Raw genomic sequence first — 16,494 nt, 5'->3', positions numbered from 1 at the left:
GTTTTCGGCCATCCTTCGGGGTGGCCGTTTGCATTCCTCGACCTTTTCAACAGAATTGGCCGGTCGTGATCATTTCACTAAAACTAATCCTCTTGCCGCGTCTTCATGTATGCTCCCCCCCATGACCGCATTCGAATCTCATTTCCCGCCGATGAACACCCGCACCCATGAGGTCTGTGGGCCGTCCGCCTATGCCTTTGCTTTCGCGCTGGCGGGGCGGGTGTGTCGCACGGGGGCTGATACCGTGCTTTGGGTGCGTGAGGCATGGAATGGGACGCAGCTGAACCCGTTGGGCTTTGCACCCTATCTCGATCCGCAACAGCTTTTGATTGCGCAGGCACCAAGCCACATTGACGCTTTGGCCTCGGCTGAGGAGGCGCTGCGCTCTGGGCGCATTTCACTGGTGGTCATGGAGTTGAGCCAACCGATTGGCCTCACCGAAGGGCGGCGATTGCAGCTTGCCGCGCAACAAGGCCGCGCCATGGGACTGTGCATTCTGCCTGAGGGGATGGGCAGCAATGCGGCTCAAACCCGTTGGCACTGCGCCCCTGTTTTTGACGCAAAGGCGCGTGCGGACTCGACTCTGCAAAAATGGGAAATTATAAAGAACAAATCAGGAACACTAAGGGCGTGGAATGTTAAGTGGGATGCGCAAACGTGTCGTATCAATGTGGTTTCCGAGGCTGCCCAGCGATAGGGTTCTACGCGCACGCGCGCAAGTTACCGCCAATGACAACCGTCCTTTCGTGCTCACACATCACGAGAAAAACACCGACCGCATTTATTGCTTGAACCGAGCCGCCGAGGCGCAGGGGTTACATCGTGGCATGGGCGTCTCAGACGCGCGCGCCTATTGCCCTGAGCTGCAAAGCCAACCCGCCGACACCGTGGCCGATGCGCGATTTTTACAGATGCTCGCGCGGTGGAGCAAACGGTATTGTCCTTGGGTCGGTCTTGATGGTGCGGACGGGTTGATGCTCAATATCGCGGGGTCGGCGCATCTGTTTGGCGGCGAGGCGGCGATGCTCGACGACATGCGCCACCGTCTTGCGCGCGCGGGCCTGAGCGGCCATATCGCGGCGGCGAATACGCGCGGGGCTGCCTGGGCGCTCACTCATTATGGACGCGCCGCCCATGACGACATTCGCACTCTGCCCGTCGCCGCACTGCGCCTCGACGCCAAAACTGACACAGCCCTGCAACGTCTCGGATTGCGCAAAGTCTCCGATCTGCTCGCGCTGCCCCGTGCCACGATCGCGCGTCGTTTTGGCCCTGATGTGGTGTTGCGTCTGGATCAGGCTATGGGCGCGCAAGATGAAGTCATCACCCCCATGGGCGAGGTGCCACATTACGGTGTGCGCCTCACGTTGCCCGATCCGATTGGGTTGGCGGCTGACGTGATGATGGGTACAGAGCGTCTTTTGGTGCGGCTGTGCGACAAGCTCAAAGAGCAGGACATGGGCGCGCGGCAATTACAGCTCACCTTGCGCCGCGTAGATCAAGGCGCACAACAGGTCGAGCTGCGACTGGCCGCCCCTATGCGTGATGCGGACCGGATTTCGCCGTTGTTCGAGCGCGGTATAGGCGCGGTGGATGCGGGGTTTGGCATTGATCAGATGCGCCTTGAGGCCACGCAAGTCGAGCCGTTGTTAAATGCGCAAATCACCACCGCCACGGCATCACGCCCAGATGGGTTGGATGATCTCATCACGCGGCTTGGCAACCGCATCGGGCTTGAGAATATCCAACGGCTTTTACCCGCCGACAGCCATATCCCAGAGCGCAGCTTTCAAATTGCGCCCGCCGCCTATAGCACCTCGAATGGCGCGTGGTCGCGCCACCGTCCGCGCCCGTTGAAACTCTTTCCCCCCGAGCCGATTTTGGGCGCGGGATCACAGCCCCCCACGCGTTTTCGCTGGCGGCGCATGTCTCTGACGACAGGGCGCTCCACAGGGCCGGAACGCATTGCGCCAGAGTGGTGGTTGCCAGATGAGGCATGGCGCACGGGCGTGCGCGATTATTGGTATGTTGAGACCCGCGAAGGGCGGCGACTGTGGCTGTTTCACACGCCACAAAACCCCGGATGGTTCGTGCATGGAGAGTTTGCATGAGCGCCCGTAACCCGTCCCTAGACCCCGGATATGCAGAGCTGTGCTGCACGTCGAATTTCACCTTTCTGCGCGGCGCATCGCATCCTGAGGAATTGATCGCACGCGCCGCCACCCTTGGCCTCACCGCCATCGCAATCACGGATCACAATTCATTGGCGGGTGTGGTGCGGGCGTTTTCGGCGCTCAAGGAATTGCGCCGCGAGCATGGGGACGAGGCGAACCTGCCCAAACTCATCGTCGGCGCGCGGTTGATCTTGCGCGACAGTGACACGCATTGGATTGCCTTGCCCCATGACCGCGCGGCCTATGCGCGGCTGACGCGGTTGCTTACACTTGGCAAACGGCGCGCCCCCAAAGGTGCGTGCTACCTCGACCTGCGCGACATCGCACAAGGCTGTGCGGGGATGAGCCTGATCGCCTTGCCGCAATCGGCCCTGCACGACAGTGCGCCCGAGATCTCCACGCTTAAAAAGTGTTTCCCTTCAAATGTCTTTGTCGGCGCTGCCCCGCGCTATGACGGCAGTGATCAGGCGTATTTCGACGCCATAGCACAGCTTGCACATCGCACCGCCGCGCCGATGGTGGCCGTGGGTGATGTGCTCATGCATCACGGGTCGCGCCGGCAATTGGCCGATGTTCTGACCTGTCTGCGCGCGCACATCACAATTGATCAGATCGGCACTCGCGCGCTCCTCAATGCGGAACGGCGTCTCAAGGGAGAGGCCGATATGGCGCGGTTGTTTGCGCGCCACCCCGCCGCCCTGCGTCGCACCGTGGAGATTGCCGCCAAGGCGAGCTTTTGCCTCTCCGAGTTGAGCTACGAGTATCCCGACGAGATCGCGGGGGGCGAGCCACCGCAAGAGCGGTTGGCGCGATTGGCCGCCGAGGGGCTTAAAATCCGCTATCCAAACGGCGCGCCCGACACGGCCATTGCGCAGATGGACAAGGAACTGACACTGGTCAAAACGCTCGACTTTCCGGCCTATTTCCTCACCGTGCATGACATTGTGCAGTTTGCCAAATCGCAAGGCATCCTGTGCCAAGGGCGCGGCTCGGCGGCCAATTCGATCCTGTGTTATCTCTTGGGGATCACCGATGTCAGCCCCGAAACTATCACCATGGTGGTTGAGCGGTTCGTGTCCGAACATCGTGGCGAGCCGCCCGATATTGATGTGGATTTCGAGCATGAGCGCCGCGAAGAAGTCATTCAGCACATTTATTCCAAATACGGCCGTCACCGCGCGGGCCTATGCGCCACGGTGATCCATTTCCGCTCGCGCGCCGCCATCGCGGAGGTCGGCAAAGTGATGGGCCTATCCAAGGATGTGACGGCCAACCTGTCGGGGCAAATCTGGGGATCGGGCAACAACGGCGCGGATCCTGAACGGGTCAAGGAATTGGGCCTCGACATGAGCGATCCGCGTCTGGCGCTCACCATAAAACTCATCGGGGAGATCATCGGATTTCCGCGCCATCTGAGCCAACATGTCGGCGGATTTATCATCACCAAGGGGCGGCTTGACGAGCTGTGCCCGATTGAAAACGCCGCGATGGACGACCGCACAATCATCGAGTGGGACAAGGATGACATCGACGCGCTTGGCATTCTCAAGGTCGACATTCTCAGCCTCGGGATGCTCACCTGTATCCGCAAAAGTTTCGATCTGATTGCGCAGCATGGGGGCGAGAAATTGTCGATTGCAACCGTGCCCCAAGCGGACGCGCCGACCTTTGACATGCTGTGTGTGGCCGATGCGATTGGGGTGTTTCAGGTGGAGAGCCGCGCGCAAATGAACTTCCTGCCGCGCATGAAGCCGCGCGTGTTTTACGATCTGGTGATCGAGGTCGCCATCGTGCGTCCCGGTCCGATCCAGGGCGGCATGGTGCATCCCTATATCAACCGCCGCCAAGGCAAAGAGGCCGTGACCTTTCCATCGCCCGCGCTTGAAAAGGTTCTGGGCAAAACCCTCGGCGTGCCGCTCTTCCAAGAGCAGGCCATGCAGATCGCCGTGGTCGCGGCAGGGTTTTCGCCGTCAGAGGCCGACAAGCTGCGCCGCTCCATGGCAACGTTTCGACGGATGGGCACCATCGGCCAGCTACGCGACCAATTTATCAGCGGCGCGGTGGAGCGTGGTTATGATCAGGCCTTTGCGGAGAGCTGTTTTTCGCAAATCGAGGGCTTTGGCGAATACGGGTTTCCCGAAAGCCACGCCGCGGCCTTTGCGATGCTCGCCTATGTTTCAGCGTGGTTAAAACGCCACCATCCCGCCGCCTTCGCCTGTGCTTTGCTCAATTCGCAACCGATGGGATTTTACGCCCCCGCGCAAATTGTCCGCGATGCGCGCGAGCATCACATTGAGGTGCGCCCGATCTGTGTGAACGCGAGCGATTGGGACAATACATTGGAAAAACGCGCCGATGGGTCACTGGCGCTCAGGCTCGGGTTGCGCCAGATCAAAGGCTTTCGCGAGGATGATGCGGCATGGATCGTGGCTGCGCGCGGCAACGGCTATCCCGACCCTGAGGCGTTGTGGTTGCGGGCGGGGATAACGCCTGCGGCTCTAGAACGATTGGCCGAGGCGGACGCCTATGCTGGGCTTGGCATGGGGCGGCGCGATGCGCTTTGGGCGGTGAAGGCCATAACCGGCCCCAAGCCGCTGCCATTGTTCAATGACCCGATTGAGGGCGAAGGGATCCGTGAGCCGTCCGTGACCTTGCCCGCGATGCATCTGGGCGAAGAGGTCGTCGAGGATTACGTTGCCATGCGCCTGTCGCTCAAGGCCCACCCGATGGAGCTTTTGCGCCCCGAAATGGAGGGGCTGACGCCCCATGCGGCACTCCCCGATGTGCCCCTCGGTCCGATTGCGGGGCGCGCCATTTCTGTGTGCGGCTTAGTGATCACACGACAGCGCCCCGGCACCGCGTCGGGCGTTGTGTTTTTGACGCTGGAGGACGAAACGGGCGTATCAAACGTGGTGGTGTGGAAGACGGTCTACAAACAGTTTCGCCGCGCCGTCATGGGCGGGCGGTTGCTGCGCGTCACGGGCGTGGTTCAACGCGAAGGCATCGTGGTGCATCTCATTGCGCAGCACATCGAAGATGTCTCGCACCGCCTGAGCACGCTCGGCCACCCGATGGAAAACGCCATCGGCATCACCCAACCCCAAGCCGACGACGCCCCCCGCACACGCGCACAGCCACGCGCCATGCACCCGCGCGATCAAGCCAAACGGTTGTTTCCAAGCCGCGATTTTCATTGAGTGTCGAATGGGGGGGAAAAGCGCGTTACGATTACGCTGCCGCGGATTCATTCAATGTTCTGACGATCGCAACGATTGTTTTTGCCTGCTCGCGACTGAAGACGCCTGCAATCCCTTGGTCGTCTATGTCTGTGAACGGGCTTTCATAGAACGCGGCGGGTTCTACAATGCCGCCTTCCGTTAAGCTGTCGATAATAAGGTCAAGGAATTCAGTTTGATCTGCGCTAAGGCGATGGAGTGTCGTAAATCCGCCAAAGGCATCTTTCGCGGCGGCGCGGTCTAGGCCGATTAGTGACCTTAAGAAGGGCCCTAAGCCACCGTTATCATCTAAATTCTTCAATGTCTTTTGGTCAGTAACCCCCTCGCTTACAAGGATCGCTGAAAGTTCATCCAAATCTTGCTTTGTCAGTTGCTGTCCAAACTTAACTTTGTTCAACGTGATGTGGTCGCGATGTGCTTCAACAAATTTGCGCACTTTCATTTTGAAGCGGGCCTTGTCCACGCCACTGCCGATATCGGGCATGACGATGTTTGTGCCTTCATCTATTTCATCAATGAAGTCTGTTATGACTATTTTCCGTTCTTTAGGCTTTATGAGTTCGGCCAAACCACGAAGGCGTTTGCGTACGCTTTCCAGACTCTCAACCGTGACGGCCTCCCAGAAAGCGTCTGACTGAAGGTCCAAGATTAGCTCAAGCTCTTTTGCAACCAAGGGCACGTTTTCGAGCTCTTCTAGAGCAGAAGCGAAGCGGATGATGCGTTGTTGTAGGACACTAAAACCGCCATCGTTTTGAAGCAGCCGCAGCTGGCTATTCAAGCAAAGAAGATCGAACTGTTTTGCGGGTAGGGCGCCATCTTCAAAAGCACTTGGGAGGCCTGCAACATCGTCTGTCAACGCCATGCGCGCTTCCAACGTTAAATCTGACCAGCTGTCGGGCTTTTGGAACCGCTCGACGCTGCGCCGCTTTGCTCGGACGATGAAGTTATCAAGAGGCATTCCAGCCACTTCATCTTGAAGTCGTTGCTTGATGGAGCGCACCAGATCTTCGTGGGGATTATCATCTTCTTGGGCCGCATCGATCAACTCGACCCGTGTCGTGAAAAGGCGCTCACTGATAGGTTTGCTTCCAACACCGTCTGTGAAGTTTGGGTTTTCATTGAAAAATTCCAAGTTTTGGCAAAAATCGAAGATGACGAATTCGTCTTTATCTTCATCTGGACCAAACAGATCAGGGCACAATCGGGTCCCACGGCCAACCATCTGCCAGAATTTTGTTTTTGAACGCACGACTTTGAAGAAGACGAGGTTCACAACTTCGGGAACATCGATACCTGTGTCGAGCATGTCGACGGAAGCCGCGATGTGCGGTGCTTTATCTTTTTCAGAAAAGTCATCGATGAGCGATTGCGTGTAGGTCACACTATAATCAATTAGTTTGGCGAATTCCCCTTTGTGGTGGGGGTAGTTGGCATTAAATCGATCAACAATAAACTGGGCATGTTTACTGTTTTTAGCAAAGATGATGGTCTTGCCAAGACGATCACCACCGTCGACCTTAATGCCGTTGCGCCATTATCTGGCCGTCGTGCAGCGCAAACCGGGCGCACTGCGTAACGGAGCGCCATTTGTTGAGATTCCAGAGGCGTTCCGCAAGCTTCAGAGCCTAATGCTGCGCAGGCCGGGTGGTGATCGGGAAATGGTCGAATCCTGTCCTTGGTTTTGCAGCATGACGAACAGGCCTTGCTCTGCGCTGTGGAAATGGCGCTGGAAGCCGGCGTGCCGACCAAGACCCATGTGCTGAACCTGCTTCATCGGCTGGTAGATGGAAAGCCAACTGATCAGCCCGACGTAACGCCGCCTTCCGCGCTCTCTTTGAGTTAGGAACCTGAGGCCAATGTCAGCCGCAACGATGGGCTGCGGCAAGGAGGTACGCGTCATGCGTCATGATCCTGCTGGTGCTGCCATTGTCATCATGCTGCGCAGCTTGAAGTTGCCTGGAATTGCACAGGCTGTGGGCGACCTGATCGAACAGGGAGCACCTGCATTCGACGCAGCCACCCCAATGCTCTCGCAACTGCTCAAGGCTGAAATGGCCGAACGAGAGGTGCGTTCAACCCCTATCATATGAAGGCGGCACGCTGCTCATCCATCTGCTAAGCAAACTCTACGAGCGGACCAGCGTCACCATCACCACCAACCTGAGCTTCAGCGAATGGGCGGCGGTCTTCGTTGACGCAAAGATGACCACGGCCTTGCTCGACCGGCTCACCCACCGCTGCCATATCCTTGAGACTGGCAACGACAGCTATCGCTTCAAAGCCAGCTCCGAGATAGCGAAAAAGAAACGGAAGGAGACACCAGTATTGATCACATCATGACGAACAAAGCATAACGACTGAGCGGGTCAAATCTCGGTGACAATACCGGGTCAGTTTTAAGTGACATTCAACAACCCTCAAATCAAGAAGAGTTTTTCAACGGAATTCGCCCAATCTTTCCATTCATCACGCAGATTTAGGCAACCTTGGGGAGGCGCGCGATTGCCTGTGACAGAGCAGGAAGTGGCGCAGATTTGCGGTACACCTTGTCGTGGATATCCTTGCCTTCGTGACCAATGATATCTCGAACAATTTTGTCGTCCACACCAGCGTGATCCAATTGATTTTGCGCGTAGTGGCGTAGGCTGTGGAAGGACAGTTTTGCGCCATGTTCCCGAAGTTCTTGATCGATGATTTGGCGCATACGGCGACCAACTTTGCGGCCATAGGCGTCGTTTCCTACTTCATATAACTCTGGGAAGAGGCTGTTTTGATTGTTATTTTGTGCTTTCAAGCCATGATCAAGAAACCCCAATTCAATCAGATGTGAGTGGATTGGGATCATGCGGCGCGATGATAGGTTCTTGATGCGGCGTAGTTCGGAGTCCACAATGGAGAAGCACCAAATCCCCTCAACTTTGACGATGTCGGATGGGGCAAGCCCCGCGATTTCTTCGCGCCGCGCCCCTGTGTATGCACCGATCAGGGGGCACCAGTAGACGCCGTTTTGGAAGATGTCTTGTCCGGGCTTTGTCTGGTGGTACTCCGACTTTGAACCGGTCCAGACGGGATTTTGGAAAATCGCCTGAAGCTGCGCAACAGAAAACGCAGCGCGTTTATCACGGGCGCGGACAGTTTCTTTTTTGCGCAACTTGGCGGGATTGAGGTTGGGATCAACTGACAAACCTTCATCCCGCGCCCAATCAGCGATTTGGTTGAGGTGTTCTAGGTGGCGATTGATGGTTCCGACAGAAAGCCCAATCTTGTCGAGGGGCAGGCTGGCGGCTTTGGCCATAACCTCATCGCGCGTTGCAGTTCGATCCTTCGGGCTCTTGCCCCAGCTTTTAGGCATCATCGAGAGGTCAGCGCGGAAGGCTTTTACATCCGGTTGTCGGATTTTGGTAATGTCATCAGTTCCTGACAACATAGCAAACAGCGCCGCAAAGCTTTGGTATTGGCGAAGGGTCTTTTCTTCAATGCCTTCAATACGTTTGATGGCGTTCATACGGTTAATCACATCGATGATTTTGGGTGACGGCAGATCCGGACAAGGGGCAGGCGTTTCAGGTTGGACCGGTTGGGCGACCGGGTCCATTTCTTCGCCGCCAACCCATGCCTTGGCCTTGCCAGACACATAGATGTCTAGAACCTGAACGTATTCCAGGGCTGACAGGTTGTTATGGTTCGTTTGTTCTTGATAAGCGCTGGTGATGGCTTTTCTGCGGGCGATGCTGGCCAGATCTTTGCGGATCAACTCCGTGGTTTCTCTGACGAGATCAGAAGTTTCAGGGGCAAGGGCGTGGTTCAGCCCACTGCTCGCAATCCGATCCCACGCCTCCGCCATTGCATCATCATGTCGCGCATCATCGGCTGGATCGAGGCTATCAATACGTGCCAACATTTGCAGTTGCTCGATCTTGGCGCGTTCCTTGTGGATCACGGCGGTCAGAAAGGCCCGTCCATGTTCGGGCGTGATACGGTTTACAACGATTTGTTCCATGATCAGATCACTCTCAGCGCTTACTTTCCGAGCTAAGATATGTGCCTGTGTGCGATCTGTCGTCCCAAGAGAGAGCTTGATATCGATGATTTCTGTGGAAAACCTCCGCGTTTTGCGCCGCCATTGATAGACATCGCCACGTTTGGACAGGTGAGGTTGTGCGTTCATAATCGTTCCGTTCATCAATAAACGGATGGAACACTTTGTCTGAGGTGGTGGAACACTGCGGTGCCGCAGTTATAGTCCAAATTCCTCATAAGGTCTTGCATTTCAAGTGCTTATGAGGAAGTTGGCTCCGGCGGTAGGGATCGAACCTACGGCCAATTGATTAACAGTCAACTGCTCTACCGCTGAGCTACGCCGGAATTGAGGGCTGTATAACTATGGGTTTCGGAGCCTGCAAGGGGGTTTTATGACAAAAGGTCAAAAACTTTTCGTCTCGGGTATTTGGTGTGTGAATAGGGCAGTTTCCCAGAGCGTTGGTGTGCACGCAACCTTCTTTTGCTCAACCAAATCAATGAGGTGGGCAAACGTGTTGCGGGCGGCGTAGGGGAGGGCCTGTGCGGGGAGGTCGGTGTAGATCGCTGCGGTAAGGGCCGTGAGATCACGCGGACCTAAGGTCAATTGTGCAAGGATTTGTGCCTCGCGGTGTGCGCGGTGCGCCAACAGTTCCGTAATCCGCTCAGCGGGCGCATCAATTGGCGCGCCGTGACCCGGTAAAAACCGCGCAAACCCGAATTCCAAAAGGCGATTGCAACTGTCGCGGTACGCGCACGCGTCTCCATCGGGTGGTGAAATGAGCGACGAGGACCATCCCATCACGAGATCGCCGGTAAAACAGGTCTCCCCCCATACAAAGGCAAGGTGATTGCCCATATGTCCGGGCGCATGCAGGGCGGTGACCTGCGCACCGTCCACGCGGATCGTCTCGCCATCTTCCACGATGATATCGGGTGTAAACGCCGCATCCACGCCTTCGCCACCCTGCGCCAATTCCCGCTTGGCGAGGTGCGCCATCACGCGTGAGCGTCCCGCATCGGCGGTCCCGAAGGCGTAAACAGGTGCGCCCGTGGCGTGGGCCAAATCCTTTGCCCCCGCACTATGATCAAGATGGGCGTGCGTTATGGCAATGGCGGCAATGCGCGCCCCTTTGGGAAGTGCCGACAAAACGGCATCATGGTGGGCGGGGTCACGCGGTCCCGCGTCGATCAAAATGCGCTCGGCACCTGTGCCCAACAGATAGCAATTCGTGCCCCAATGGGTCATGGGGGAGGGGTTGGGGGCGAGGATGCGCACAACACCGTGGCCCAACGCTGTGATCACTTGTGGTCTGTCGCGCATGATTTGGCCTTTCCCTTTGCCCTATGACAAGGCTACCAATAGCCATGTTGTTTACTTGGCTCAAAACGTTTTCACCACGCGGCATCTATGGGCGCGCGGCTTTGATCATTCTGGTGCCCATTGTGGTGCTGCAAATGGTCGTTCTTGTCGCGTTCTCGAAACGTTATTTCGATGACATCACAGAGCAGCTGATGACGGGGGTTGTGGCCGAGGTGGCCCTCTACGAAGTGGCGGTTGAGGGGTTGGAGCCGCGTGATGCGGCGTCCGTTATGGCGGATCTGGATGCACGGTTGAACATCGTGTCGACCTTTGGCCCTGATGCGGTGGCCGTTGAGGCCTACCGGCCGTGGTACGACATTTCGGGACGCACCATCGAGCGGGTCTTAGCGGCGACATTCCCCACGTTGGACGGGGTGAATTTTGTCCATGGAAATAGCAGCTTTGCGTTTTCATACATGACCGATGCGGGGCGTTTGCACCTTGAGGTCAACCGGCGGCGGGCGTCCGCCAGCAATCCCCACCAGTTGATCGTCCTGACGTTTTTCACGGGGCTTGTGATGACGGCGATTTCCATCATATTTTTACGCAACCAAATGCGCCCGATCAAACAGTTGGCGCGGGTGGCGGATGCGTTCGGACGCGGTGAAACGCTGCCCTACAGGTTGAGCGGAGCCACCGAAGTGCGCTCGGCGGGGGCGGCGTTTTTGAGCATGCGTGCACGGATTGAGCGGCAAATTGATCAGCGTACCTTGATGTTGTCAGGGGTATCGCATGATTTGCGCACGCCGCTGACACGGATGCGGTTGACGGTGTCGCTGTTAGAGGCCGAAGGCGTCCCACAAGAGGACATCGACGCGCTCAAGGATGATATGTCGGAGATGGAGCGGTTACTTGACGCGTTCTTGGCCTTTGCGCGCGCCGATGCTGCCGAAGAAACTGCGCCCGTGGACCTTGGGGCATTGGTTGAGGCGGCTGTGGCGCGGGCCAAACGGGCAGGGGGTGATGTGACGTTCGCCGATATGCCCGTGGGGGATGTGTTGATCTCGGCGCGCCCCGATGCCGTGGCGCGCGCGCTCGACAACTTGATCGGCAATGCGATGCGCTACGCCACGCACGCCTATGTGTCGTGTCATGCGCTCGACAGATCGGTGGTTTTGAGCGTTGAGGATGATGGGGCGGGTATTGCGGAGGCAGACCGCGAACGCGCCTTGCACCCATTCGTGCGACTGGACAGTGCCCGCAATCAAAACAACGGCTCTGGCGTTGGCCTTGGCCTATCGATTGCCGTTGATATCGCGCGGCGCCACGGTGGGTCTCTAAGGCTGAGCGAAAGTGCGACCCATGGCGGCTTGCGCGCGGATATCGTGTTGCCGCGCGGGCCTAAGACGAGCGAAACCAGTGCGGACCGCCGCCCGTCCTGAGGCAACCACCAGACGTAAAACGACGACCAGACTTAAATCTGGTAGTAATCGCGGTACCAATCGACAAAGGACGCCACCCCGTCTTTGACATCGGTCTGTGGCGCATAGCCGGTGAGGGTGTTGAGTAAAGAGGCATCCGCCCATGTTGCAGGCACATCTCCCGCTTGCATGGGCATCAGATTGCGCATCGCGGTCTTGCCTGTTGCTGTCTCGATTGCGGCAATGAAATCCGTGAGTTGAACGGCATTTGAGTTGCCAATGTTGACAACACGAAACGGGGCCACAGGCGAAAGGCTATCGCCCACGGGCACATCACCCCCCTCAGGGCGCACAGGCGCCGCATCGATCAAGAGACGAATGGCGTGCACCAAATCCTCGACATAGGTGAAATCGCGTTTCATATCGCCGTGGTTGTAGACATCGATAGGTGTGTCTTCGAGGATGGCTTTGGTGAATTTGAACAGCGCCATGTCGGGGCGTCCCCACGGGCCATAGACCGTAAAAAACCGGAACATGGTGACAGGCAGTCCGAACAGATGCGCATAAGAATGCGCCATGTTTTCGGTCGATTTTTTGGTGGCCGCATAGAACGACATTTGATGATCGGCTTTGTCCGTCTCGCAATACGGCATATCCTCGTTGGCACCGTACGCTGAGGAGGTCGAGGCGAGCAGCATATGTTTGGGCGGATGGGCGCGGGCCGCCTCTAGCAATTCGAACGTACCGACAATGTTACTCTCGAGATATGCACGCGGGTTTTCGATGGAATAGCGCACGCCCGCCTGAGCGGCGAGATGGATGACCACATCGGGTTTTTCCGCGTCAAACAAGGACATGAGCAAACCGGGGGTCTCAACCATATCGTGCACCGAGCGGTAGTTCTCAGACTGCATGAGCATAGCCTCACGGCGCTCTTTTAAGGTCACGTCATAGTAATCGGACATGCAATCCACACCGATCACACGCCACCCTTCGTCGAGCAGTTTGCGGCAAACAAATGAGCCAATAAATCCGGCCGCGCCGGTCACGAGTGCTGTGGGCATATCAACGTCCTTAAATAAATCTTTAGTCCGCACCGAACAGATCGCGTGTAAATACCTTGTCGACCACGTCCGCAATATCGTCGGTGATGCGGTTGGCAATGATCAAATCTGCCTCGGCTTTAAACGCATCGAGATCTCGGATCACGCGAGAATTAAAAAACTCCTCCTCCTCCATCACCGGTTCGTAAACGATGACTTCAACGCCCTTGGCCTTGATCCGTTTCATGATGCCTTGGATAGAGGATTGTCTGAAATTGTCGCTGCCTGCCTTCATCACGAGGCGGTAGACGCCCACGACCTTTGGACGTTTCGCGATGATCTGATCGGACAAGAAATCCTTGCGGGTGCGGTTGGCATCGACAATTGCGCGGATCAGGTTTTGCGGTACCTCGGAATAGTTGGCCAAAAGTTGCTTGGTGTCTTTGGGCAGGCAATAGCCGCCATAGCCAAACGATGGATTGTTATAGTGAGATCCGATGCGTGGGTCCAACCCCACGCCCTCGATGACCTGTCGGCTATCCATGCCCGCAGCCATCGCGTAGCTGTCCAATTCGTTGAAAAACGCCACCCGCATGGCGAGATACGTGTTTGCAAAAAGCTTGATCGCTTCGGCTTCGCGAGAGTCCGTGAACAACACCTCCACGTCTTGTTTGATCGCCCCCGCCAACAGCAGGTTGGCGAACACACCCGCACGATCCGAGCGCTCACCCACAATGATGCGCGAGGGATGCAAGTTGTCGTAAAGCGCGCGCCCTTCGCGTAAAAATTCGGGCGAAAACAAAATATTGCTCGATCCAGTTCGCGCACGAATATCATCGATAAAGCCCACGGGAATTGTCGATTTGATGACGATGGCAGCCGTGGAATTAACAGCCATTACGGCCTCCACAACGGCCTCGACGGATGAGGTGTCAAAATAATTCGATTGCGCGTCATAATTGGTTGGCGTGGCCACAATCACAAAATCCGCACCCGTGTAGGCGGTGGCGGCGTCCGTGGTTGCGGTGAGATCCAAATCTTTATGGGCAAGAAACTCTTCCAATTCGGCGTCAATGATCGGGCTTTGTCGCGCATTCACCAACGCCACACGCTCGGCGCTCACATCGACGGCAACAACCGTATTGTGCTGAGCCAAAAGGACGGCATTCGACATGCCGACATACCCGATACCTGCAACGGCGATTTTCATATCAATATTCACACTCTATGGCACATATATATGCGGTGAACTTAAGGGATATGTGCCAATGGGTGCAATGCGTGTTGCCGTAAAAATCAGGCACACTGACTTTTTGTCACCGTATGACCATGAACGCCACGATGATGACAACTCACAGAGGGCGGAAAGTTGGTAGGCCCGGCAGGACTTGAACCCGCAACCAAAGCGTTATGAGCGCTCTGCTCTAACCAGTTGAGCTACAGGCCCGCCTGCGCCCTGATTATGGTGAGGGCGCGGCGGGGTCAAGAGGGGCAAGGCGCAATTCAGATCCAAATTGCGCGCAAAAGTGCGCCCTTAGGTCACGCTGGTCTTTCCTTTAAGGGACAGGTGTCGTATCTGGGCGGAAAATCAACCCATACCAAGGAGTCGCGCGCTATGGCACAGGGTAAAAAAGGTCTCACGTACGCTGATGCGGGTGTCGATATCGACGCGGGCAATGCACTTGTCGAGCGGATAAAGCCCGCAGCCAAGAAAACAGCACGTTCTGGTGTCATGTCAGGCCTTGGCGGCTTTGGCGCGATGTTCGACCTCAAAGGCGCGGGTTATAACGATCCGATCCTCGTGGCGGCCACGGATGGTGTTGGCACCAAATTGCGCATCGCGATTGACACAGACAACGTTGCAACCGTTGGCATCGATCTGGTCGCCATGTGCGTCAACGATCTGGTGTGTCAGGGTGCCGAGCCGTTGTTCTTTCTCGATTATTTCGCCACGGGTAAACTCAAACTCGACAATGCCGCCTCGATCATCGAAGGCATCGCCAAGGGCTGTGAGCTATCGGGTTGTGCGCTGATCGGCGGCGAGACGGCGGAAATGCCGGGCATGTACGAAGACGGCGATTTCGACCTCGCGGGCTTTGCCGTGGGCGCAATGGAGCGCGGCAGCGATCTACCGTCCGGTGTGAAAGCGGGCGATGTGTTGCTAGGCCTCGCGTCTGACGGGGTGCATTCCAACGGCTATTCGCTTGTGCGCAAGACCGTTGATCTCTCGGGATTTAAATGGAGCGATATTGCGCCGTTCTCCGATGACACCCTTGGCAACGAGCTGCTCAAACCGACGCGTTTGTATGTGAAATCCGTTCTTTCCGCGATCCGTTCGGGTGGCGTGCATGCGCTGGCGCACATTACGGGCGGTGGTCTTACCGAAAACCTTCCCCGCGTGCTGCCCGAGGGCCTAGGTGCCGATATCGATCTGACTGCATGGACCTTGCCGCCAGTGTTTAAATGGCTGTCCGAGACGGCGCAGTTGTCACAGCACGAGTTGCTCAAGACCTTTAACTCCGGCATCGGCATGATCGTTGTTGCAGACGCCGCACACGCGGATGCGCTCAAAACGCTGTTGGAGGGTGAGGGCGAGACGGTTTACACGCTCGGCACCGTGACAACAGGCGGCGGCGTGACCTATGAGGGCGCACTGGTTTGACCAAACGCGTGGCGATCCTGATCTCGGGGAGCGGCTCCAACATGGTGACGCTCGCCCAATCCATGACGGGTGATCATCCCGCGCGCCCCTGTCTGGTGCTTTCAAATGTGCCAGATGCGGGTGGACTGGCCAAAGCAGCGGCCATGGGGATCCCCACAGCGGTGGTGAACCATAAAGACTACAAAGGCGACCGTGAGGCGTTTGACGCGGCTGTGATGGCGGCGATAGATGCCCATGCGCCCGATTACATCGCTCTTGCAGGGTTCATGCGCATCCTGACGCCCGCCTTTATCACGCATTATGCGGGCCGTATGCTCAATATCCATCCCTCGCTGTTGCCCAAATACAAAGGTCTGCACACCCATGCCCGTGCTATTGAGGCGGGGGATGCCGAAGCAGGCTGTAGTGTCCACGAAGTGACGGCGGAACTGGACGGTGGGCCGATCTTGACCCAAGCCCGCGTGCCTGTGTTGGCGGGCGACACCGCCGATGATTTGGCGGCACGGGTCTTGCCCAAAGAGCACTTGATCTACCCCGCAACGTTGCGCCGCTTTATCGACGGAGATCGTGCGCGCGTTGATCTATAATTGGCGCAGGCGTCACGAAGGGGCAACATGCTTTCCTTTTGTGGTGAACCT

At 57.1% G+C, this 16,494-nt stretch carries 13 protein-coding genes, 2 tRNA genes and 2 pseudogenes; 10 read left to right on the top strand and 7 right to left on the bottom strand.

The annotated features are described in order from the left end of the window. Window positions 1-121 precede the first annotated feature (121 nt). From IMCC12053_RS01845 to IMCC12053_RS01835, 3 genes are read left to right on the top strand one after another with little or no spacing between them, the layout of a single operon-like run. Entirely contained in the window at window positions 122-697 is a 576-nt protein-coding gene (locus IMCC12053_RS01845) for an ImuA family protein (protein ID WP_062215175.1), read from the top strand. Further along, window positions 636-2,111, top strand: a complete 1,476-nt coding sequence (locus IMCC12053_RS01840; protein ID WP_177205491.1) for a Y-family DNA polymerase — start codon at window positions 636-638, stop codon at window positions 2,109-2,111. Before IMCC12053_RS01845 ends, IMCC12053_RS01840 begins: the two co-directional genes overlap by 62 nt. Further along, window positions 2,108-5,371 carry an error-prone DNA polymerase gene (locus IMCC12053_RS01835; RefSeq protein ID WP_074906220.1) on the top strand — a complete coding sequence of 1,088 codons (3,264 nt, stop codon included), beginning with the start codon at window positions 2,108-2,110 and terminating at the stop codon, window positions 5,369-5,371. The genes IMCC12053_RS01840 and IMCC12053_RS01835 overlap by 4 nt, the downstream gene beginning before the upstream one ends. A 31-nt stretch (window positions 5,372-5,402) precedes the next feature. On the opposite strand, the gene IMCC12053_RS01830 is transcribed toward IMCC12053_RS01835, so the two are convergent. Further along, a complete protein-coding gene (locus tag IMCC12053_RS01830; protein ID WP_256209898.1) occupies window positions 5,403-6,893 on the bottom strand; it encodes a type I restriction-modification enzyme R subunit C-terminal domain-containing protein in 1,491 nt (496 codons plus the stop codon). A gap of 31 nt (window positions 6,894-6,924) precedes the next feature. Here IMCC12053_RS01830 and IMCC12053_RS15545 point away from each other — a divergent pair. The 3 genes and pseudogenes from IMCC12053_RS15545 to IMCC12053_RS16260 form a co-directional block, all read left to right on the top strand. Continuing rightward, window positions 6,925-7,319: pseudogene (locus IMCC12053_RS15545) on the top strand (IS21 family transposase); the annotation flags it as partial. Then, window positions 7,309-7,500 carry a P-loop NTPase family protein gene (locus IMCC12053_RS16265; RefSeq protein WP_062215168.1) on the top strand — a complete coding sequence of 64 codons (192 nt, stop codon included), beginning with the start codon at window positions 7,309-7,311 and terminating at the stop codon, window positions 7,498-7,500. The pseudogene IMCC12053_RS15545 and the gene IMCC12053_RS16265, both read left to right, overlap by 11 nt. Beyond that, a pseudogene (locus tag IMCC12053_RS16260) lies at window positions 7,487-7,750 on the top strand (ATP-binding protein); the annotation flags it as partial. The gene IMCC12053_RS16265 and the pseudogene IMCC12053_RS16260, both read left to right, overlap by 14 nt. Window positions 7,751-7,886: 136 nt before the next feature. On the opposite strand, the gene IMCC12053_RS01815 reads toward IMCC12053_RS16260, so the two are convergent. After that, a complete protein-coding gene (locus IMCC12053_RS01815; protein WP_236852501.1) occupies window positions 7,887-9,164 on the bottom strand; it encodes a site-specific integrase in 1,278 nt (425 codons plus the stop codon). A 45-nt stretch (window positions 9,165-9,209) separates the two neighbouring features. On the opposite strand from IMCC12053_RS01815, the gene IMCC12053_RS16050 reads away from it, so the two are divergent. Then, entirely contained in the window at window positions 9,210-9,446 is a 237-nt protein-coding gene (locus IMCC12053_RS16050) for a hypothetical protein (RefSeq protein WP_236852499.1), read from the top strand. A gap of 254 nt (window positions 9,447-9,700) precedes the next feature. Here IMCC12053_RS16050 and IMCC12053_RS01810 read toward each other — a convergent pair. Both IMCC12053_RS01810 and IMCC12053_RS01805 read right to left on the bottom strand, forming a co-directional pair. Next, a tRNA-Asn gene (locus IMCC12053_RS01810) sits at window positions 9,701-9,775 on the bottom strand. Between the two features lie 58 nt (window positions 9,776-9,833). Then, window positions 9,834-10,751 carry an MBL fold metallo-hydrolase gene (locus IMCC12053_RS01805; protein WP_062215154.1) on the bottom strand — a complete coding sequence of 306 codons (918 nt, stop codon included), beginning with the start codon at window positions 10,749-10,751 and terminating at the stop codon, window positions 9,834-9,836. A gap of 44 nt (window positions 10,752-10,795) precedes the next feature. Between IMCC12053_RS01805 and IMCC12053_RS01800 the strand changes: the two genes are divergently transcribed. Then, window positions 10,796-12,172, top strand: coding sequence for an ATP-binding protein (locus tag IMCC12053_RS01800; protein ID WP_062215151.1), 1,377 nt, complete (start codon window positions 10,796-10,798; stop codon window positions 12,170-12,172). A gap of 32 nt (window positions 12,173-12,204) precedes the next feature. Here the strand turns inward: IMCC12053_RS01800 and IMCC12053_RS01795 are convergent, their stop codons facing one another. The 3 genes from IMCC12053_RS01795 to IMCC12053_RS01785 all read right to left on the bottom strand — a co-directional run bounded on the left by IMCC12053_RS01795 (window position 12,205) and on the right by IMCC12053_RS01785 (window position 14,641). Further along, window positions 12,205-13,215, bottom strand: a complete 1,011-nt coding sequence (locus IMCC12053_RS01795) for an NAD-dependent epimerase/dehydratase family protein (protein ID WP_062215149.1) — start codon at window positions 13,213-13,215, stop codon at window positions 12,205-12,207. A gap of 22 nt (window positions 13,216-13,237) precedes the next feature. Beyond that, window positions 13,238-14,404, bottom strand: coding sequence for a nucleotide sugar dehydrogenase (locus IMCC12053_RS01790; protein ID WP_062215146.1), 1,167 nt, complete (start codon window positions 14,402-14,404; stop codon window positions 13,238-13,240). A 160-nt stretch (window positions 14,405-14,564) separates the two neighbouring features. Then, window positions 14,565-14,641 (bottom strand) — tRNA-Ile (locus IMCC12053_RS01785). A 168-nt stretch (window positions 14,642-14,809) separates the two neighbouring features. Here IMCC12053_RS01785 and purM point away from each other — a divergent pair. Together purM and purN are read left to right on the top strand one after the other, a co-directional pair. Beyond that, a complete protein-coding gene (purM, locus tag IMCC12053_RS01780) occupies window positions 14,810-15,856 on the top strand; it encodes a phosphoribosylformylglycinamidine cyclo-ligase (RefSeq protein WP_062215143.1) in 1,047 nt (348 codons plus the stop codon). Continuing rightward, window positions 15,853-16,443 (top strand): phosphoribosylglycinamide formyltransferase, encoded by a 591-nt coding sequence (purN, locus tag IMCC12053_RS01775; protein WP_074906217.1) that lies wholly within the window; start codon window positions 15,853-15,855, stop codon window positions 16,441-16,443. Before purM ends, purN begins: the two co-directional genes overlap by 4 nt. Window positions 16,444-16,494 lie beyond the last annotated feature (51 nt).

The organism is Celeribacter marinus (assembly GCF_001308265.1).
Classification (GTDB): Bacteria; Pseudomonadota; Alphaproteobacteria; order Rhodobacterales; family Rhodobacteraceae; genus Celeribacter; species Celeribacter marinus.
This window is presented reverse-complemented; position numbering and strand designations above follow the sequence as displayed.

Coding starts and splice junctions, on each gene's coding strand:
- IMCC12053_RS01845 (WP_062215175.1), top strand. CDS start 122: ATGACCGCATTCGAATCTCATTTCCCGCCGATGAACACCCGCACCCAT.
- IMCC12053_RS01840 (WP_177205491.1), top strand. CDS start 636: ATGTTAAGTGGGATGCGCAAACGTGTCGTATCAATGTGGTTTCCGAGG.
- IMCC12053_RS01835 (WP_074906220.1), top strand. CDS start 2,108: ATGAGCGCCCGTAACCCGTCCCTAGACCCCGGATATGCAGAGCTGTGC.
- IMCC12053_RS16265 (WP_062215168.1), top strand. CDS start 7,309: ATGCGTCATGATCCTGCTGGTGCTGCCATTGTCATCATGCTGCGCAGC.
- IMCC12053_RS01805 (WP_062215154.1), bottom strand. CDS start 10,751: ATGCGCGACAGACCACAAGTGATCACAGCGTTGGGCCACGGTGTTGTG.
- IMCC12053_RS01800 (WP_062215151.1), top strand. CDS start 10,796: ATGTTGTTTACTTGGCTCAAAACGTTTTCACCACGCGGCATCTATGGG.
- IMCC12053_RS01795 (WP_062215149.1), bottom strand. CDS start 13,215: ATGCCCACAGCACTCGTGACCGGCGCGGCCGGATTTATTGGCTCATTT.
- IMCC12053_RS01790 (WP_062215146.1), bottom strand. CDS start 14,404: ATGAAAATCGCCGTTGCAGGTATCGGGTATGTCGGCATGTCGAATGCC.
- purM (WP_062215143.1), top strand. CDS start 14,810: ATGGCACAGGGTAAAAAAGGTCTCACGTACGCTGATGCGGGTGTCGAT.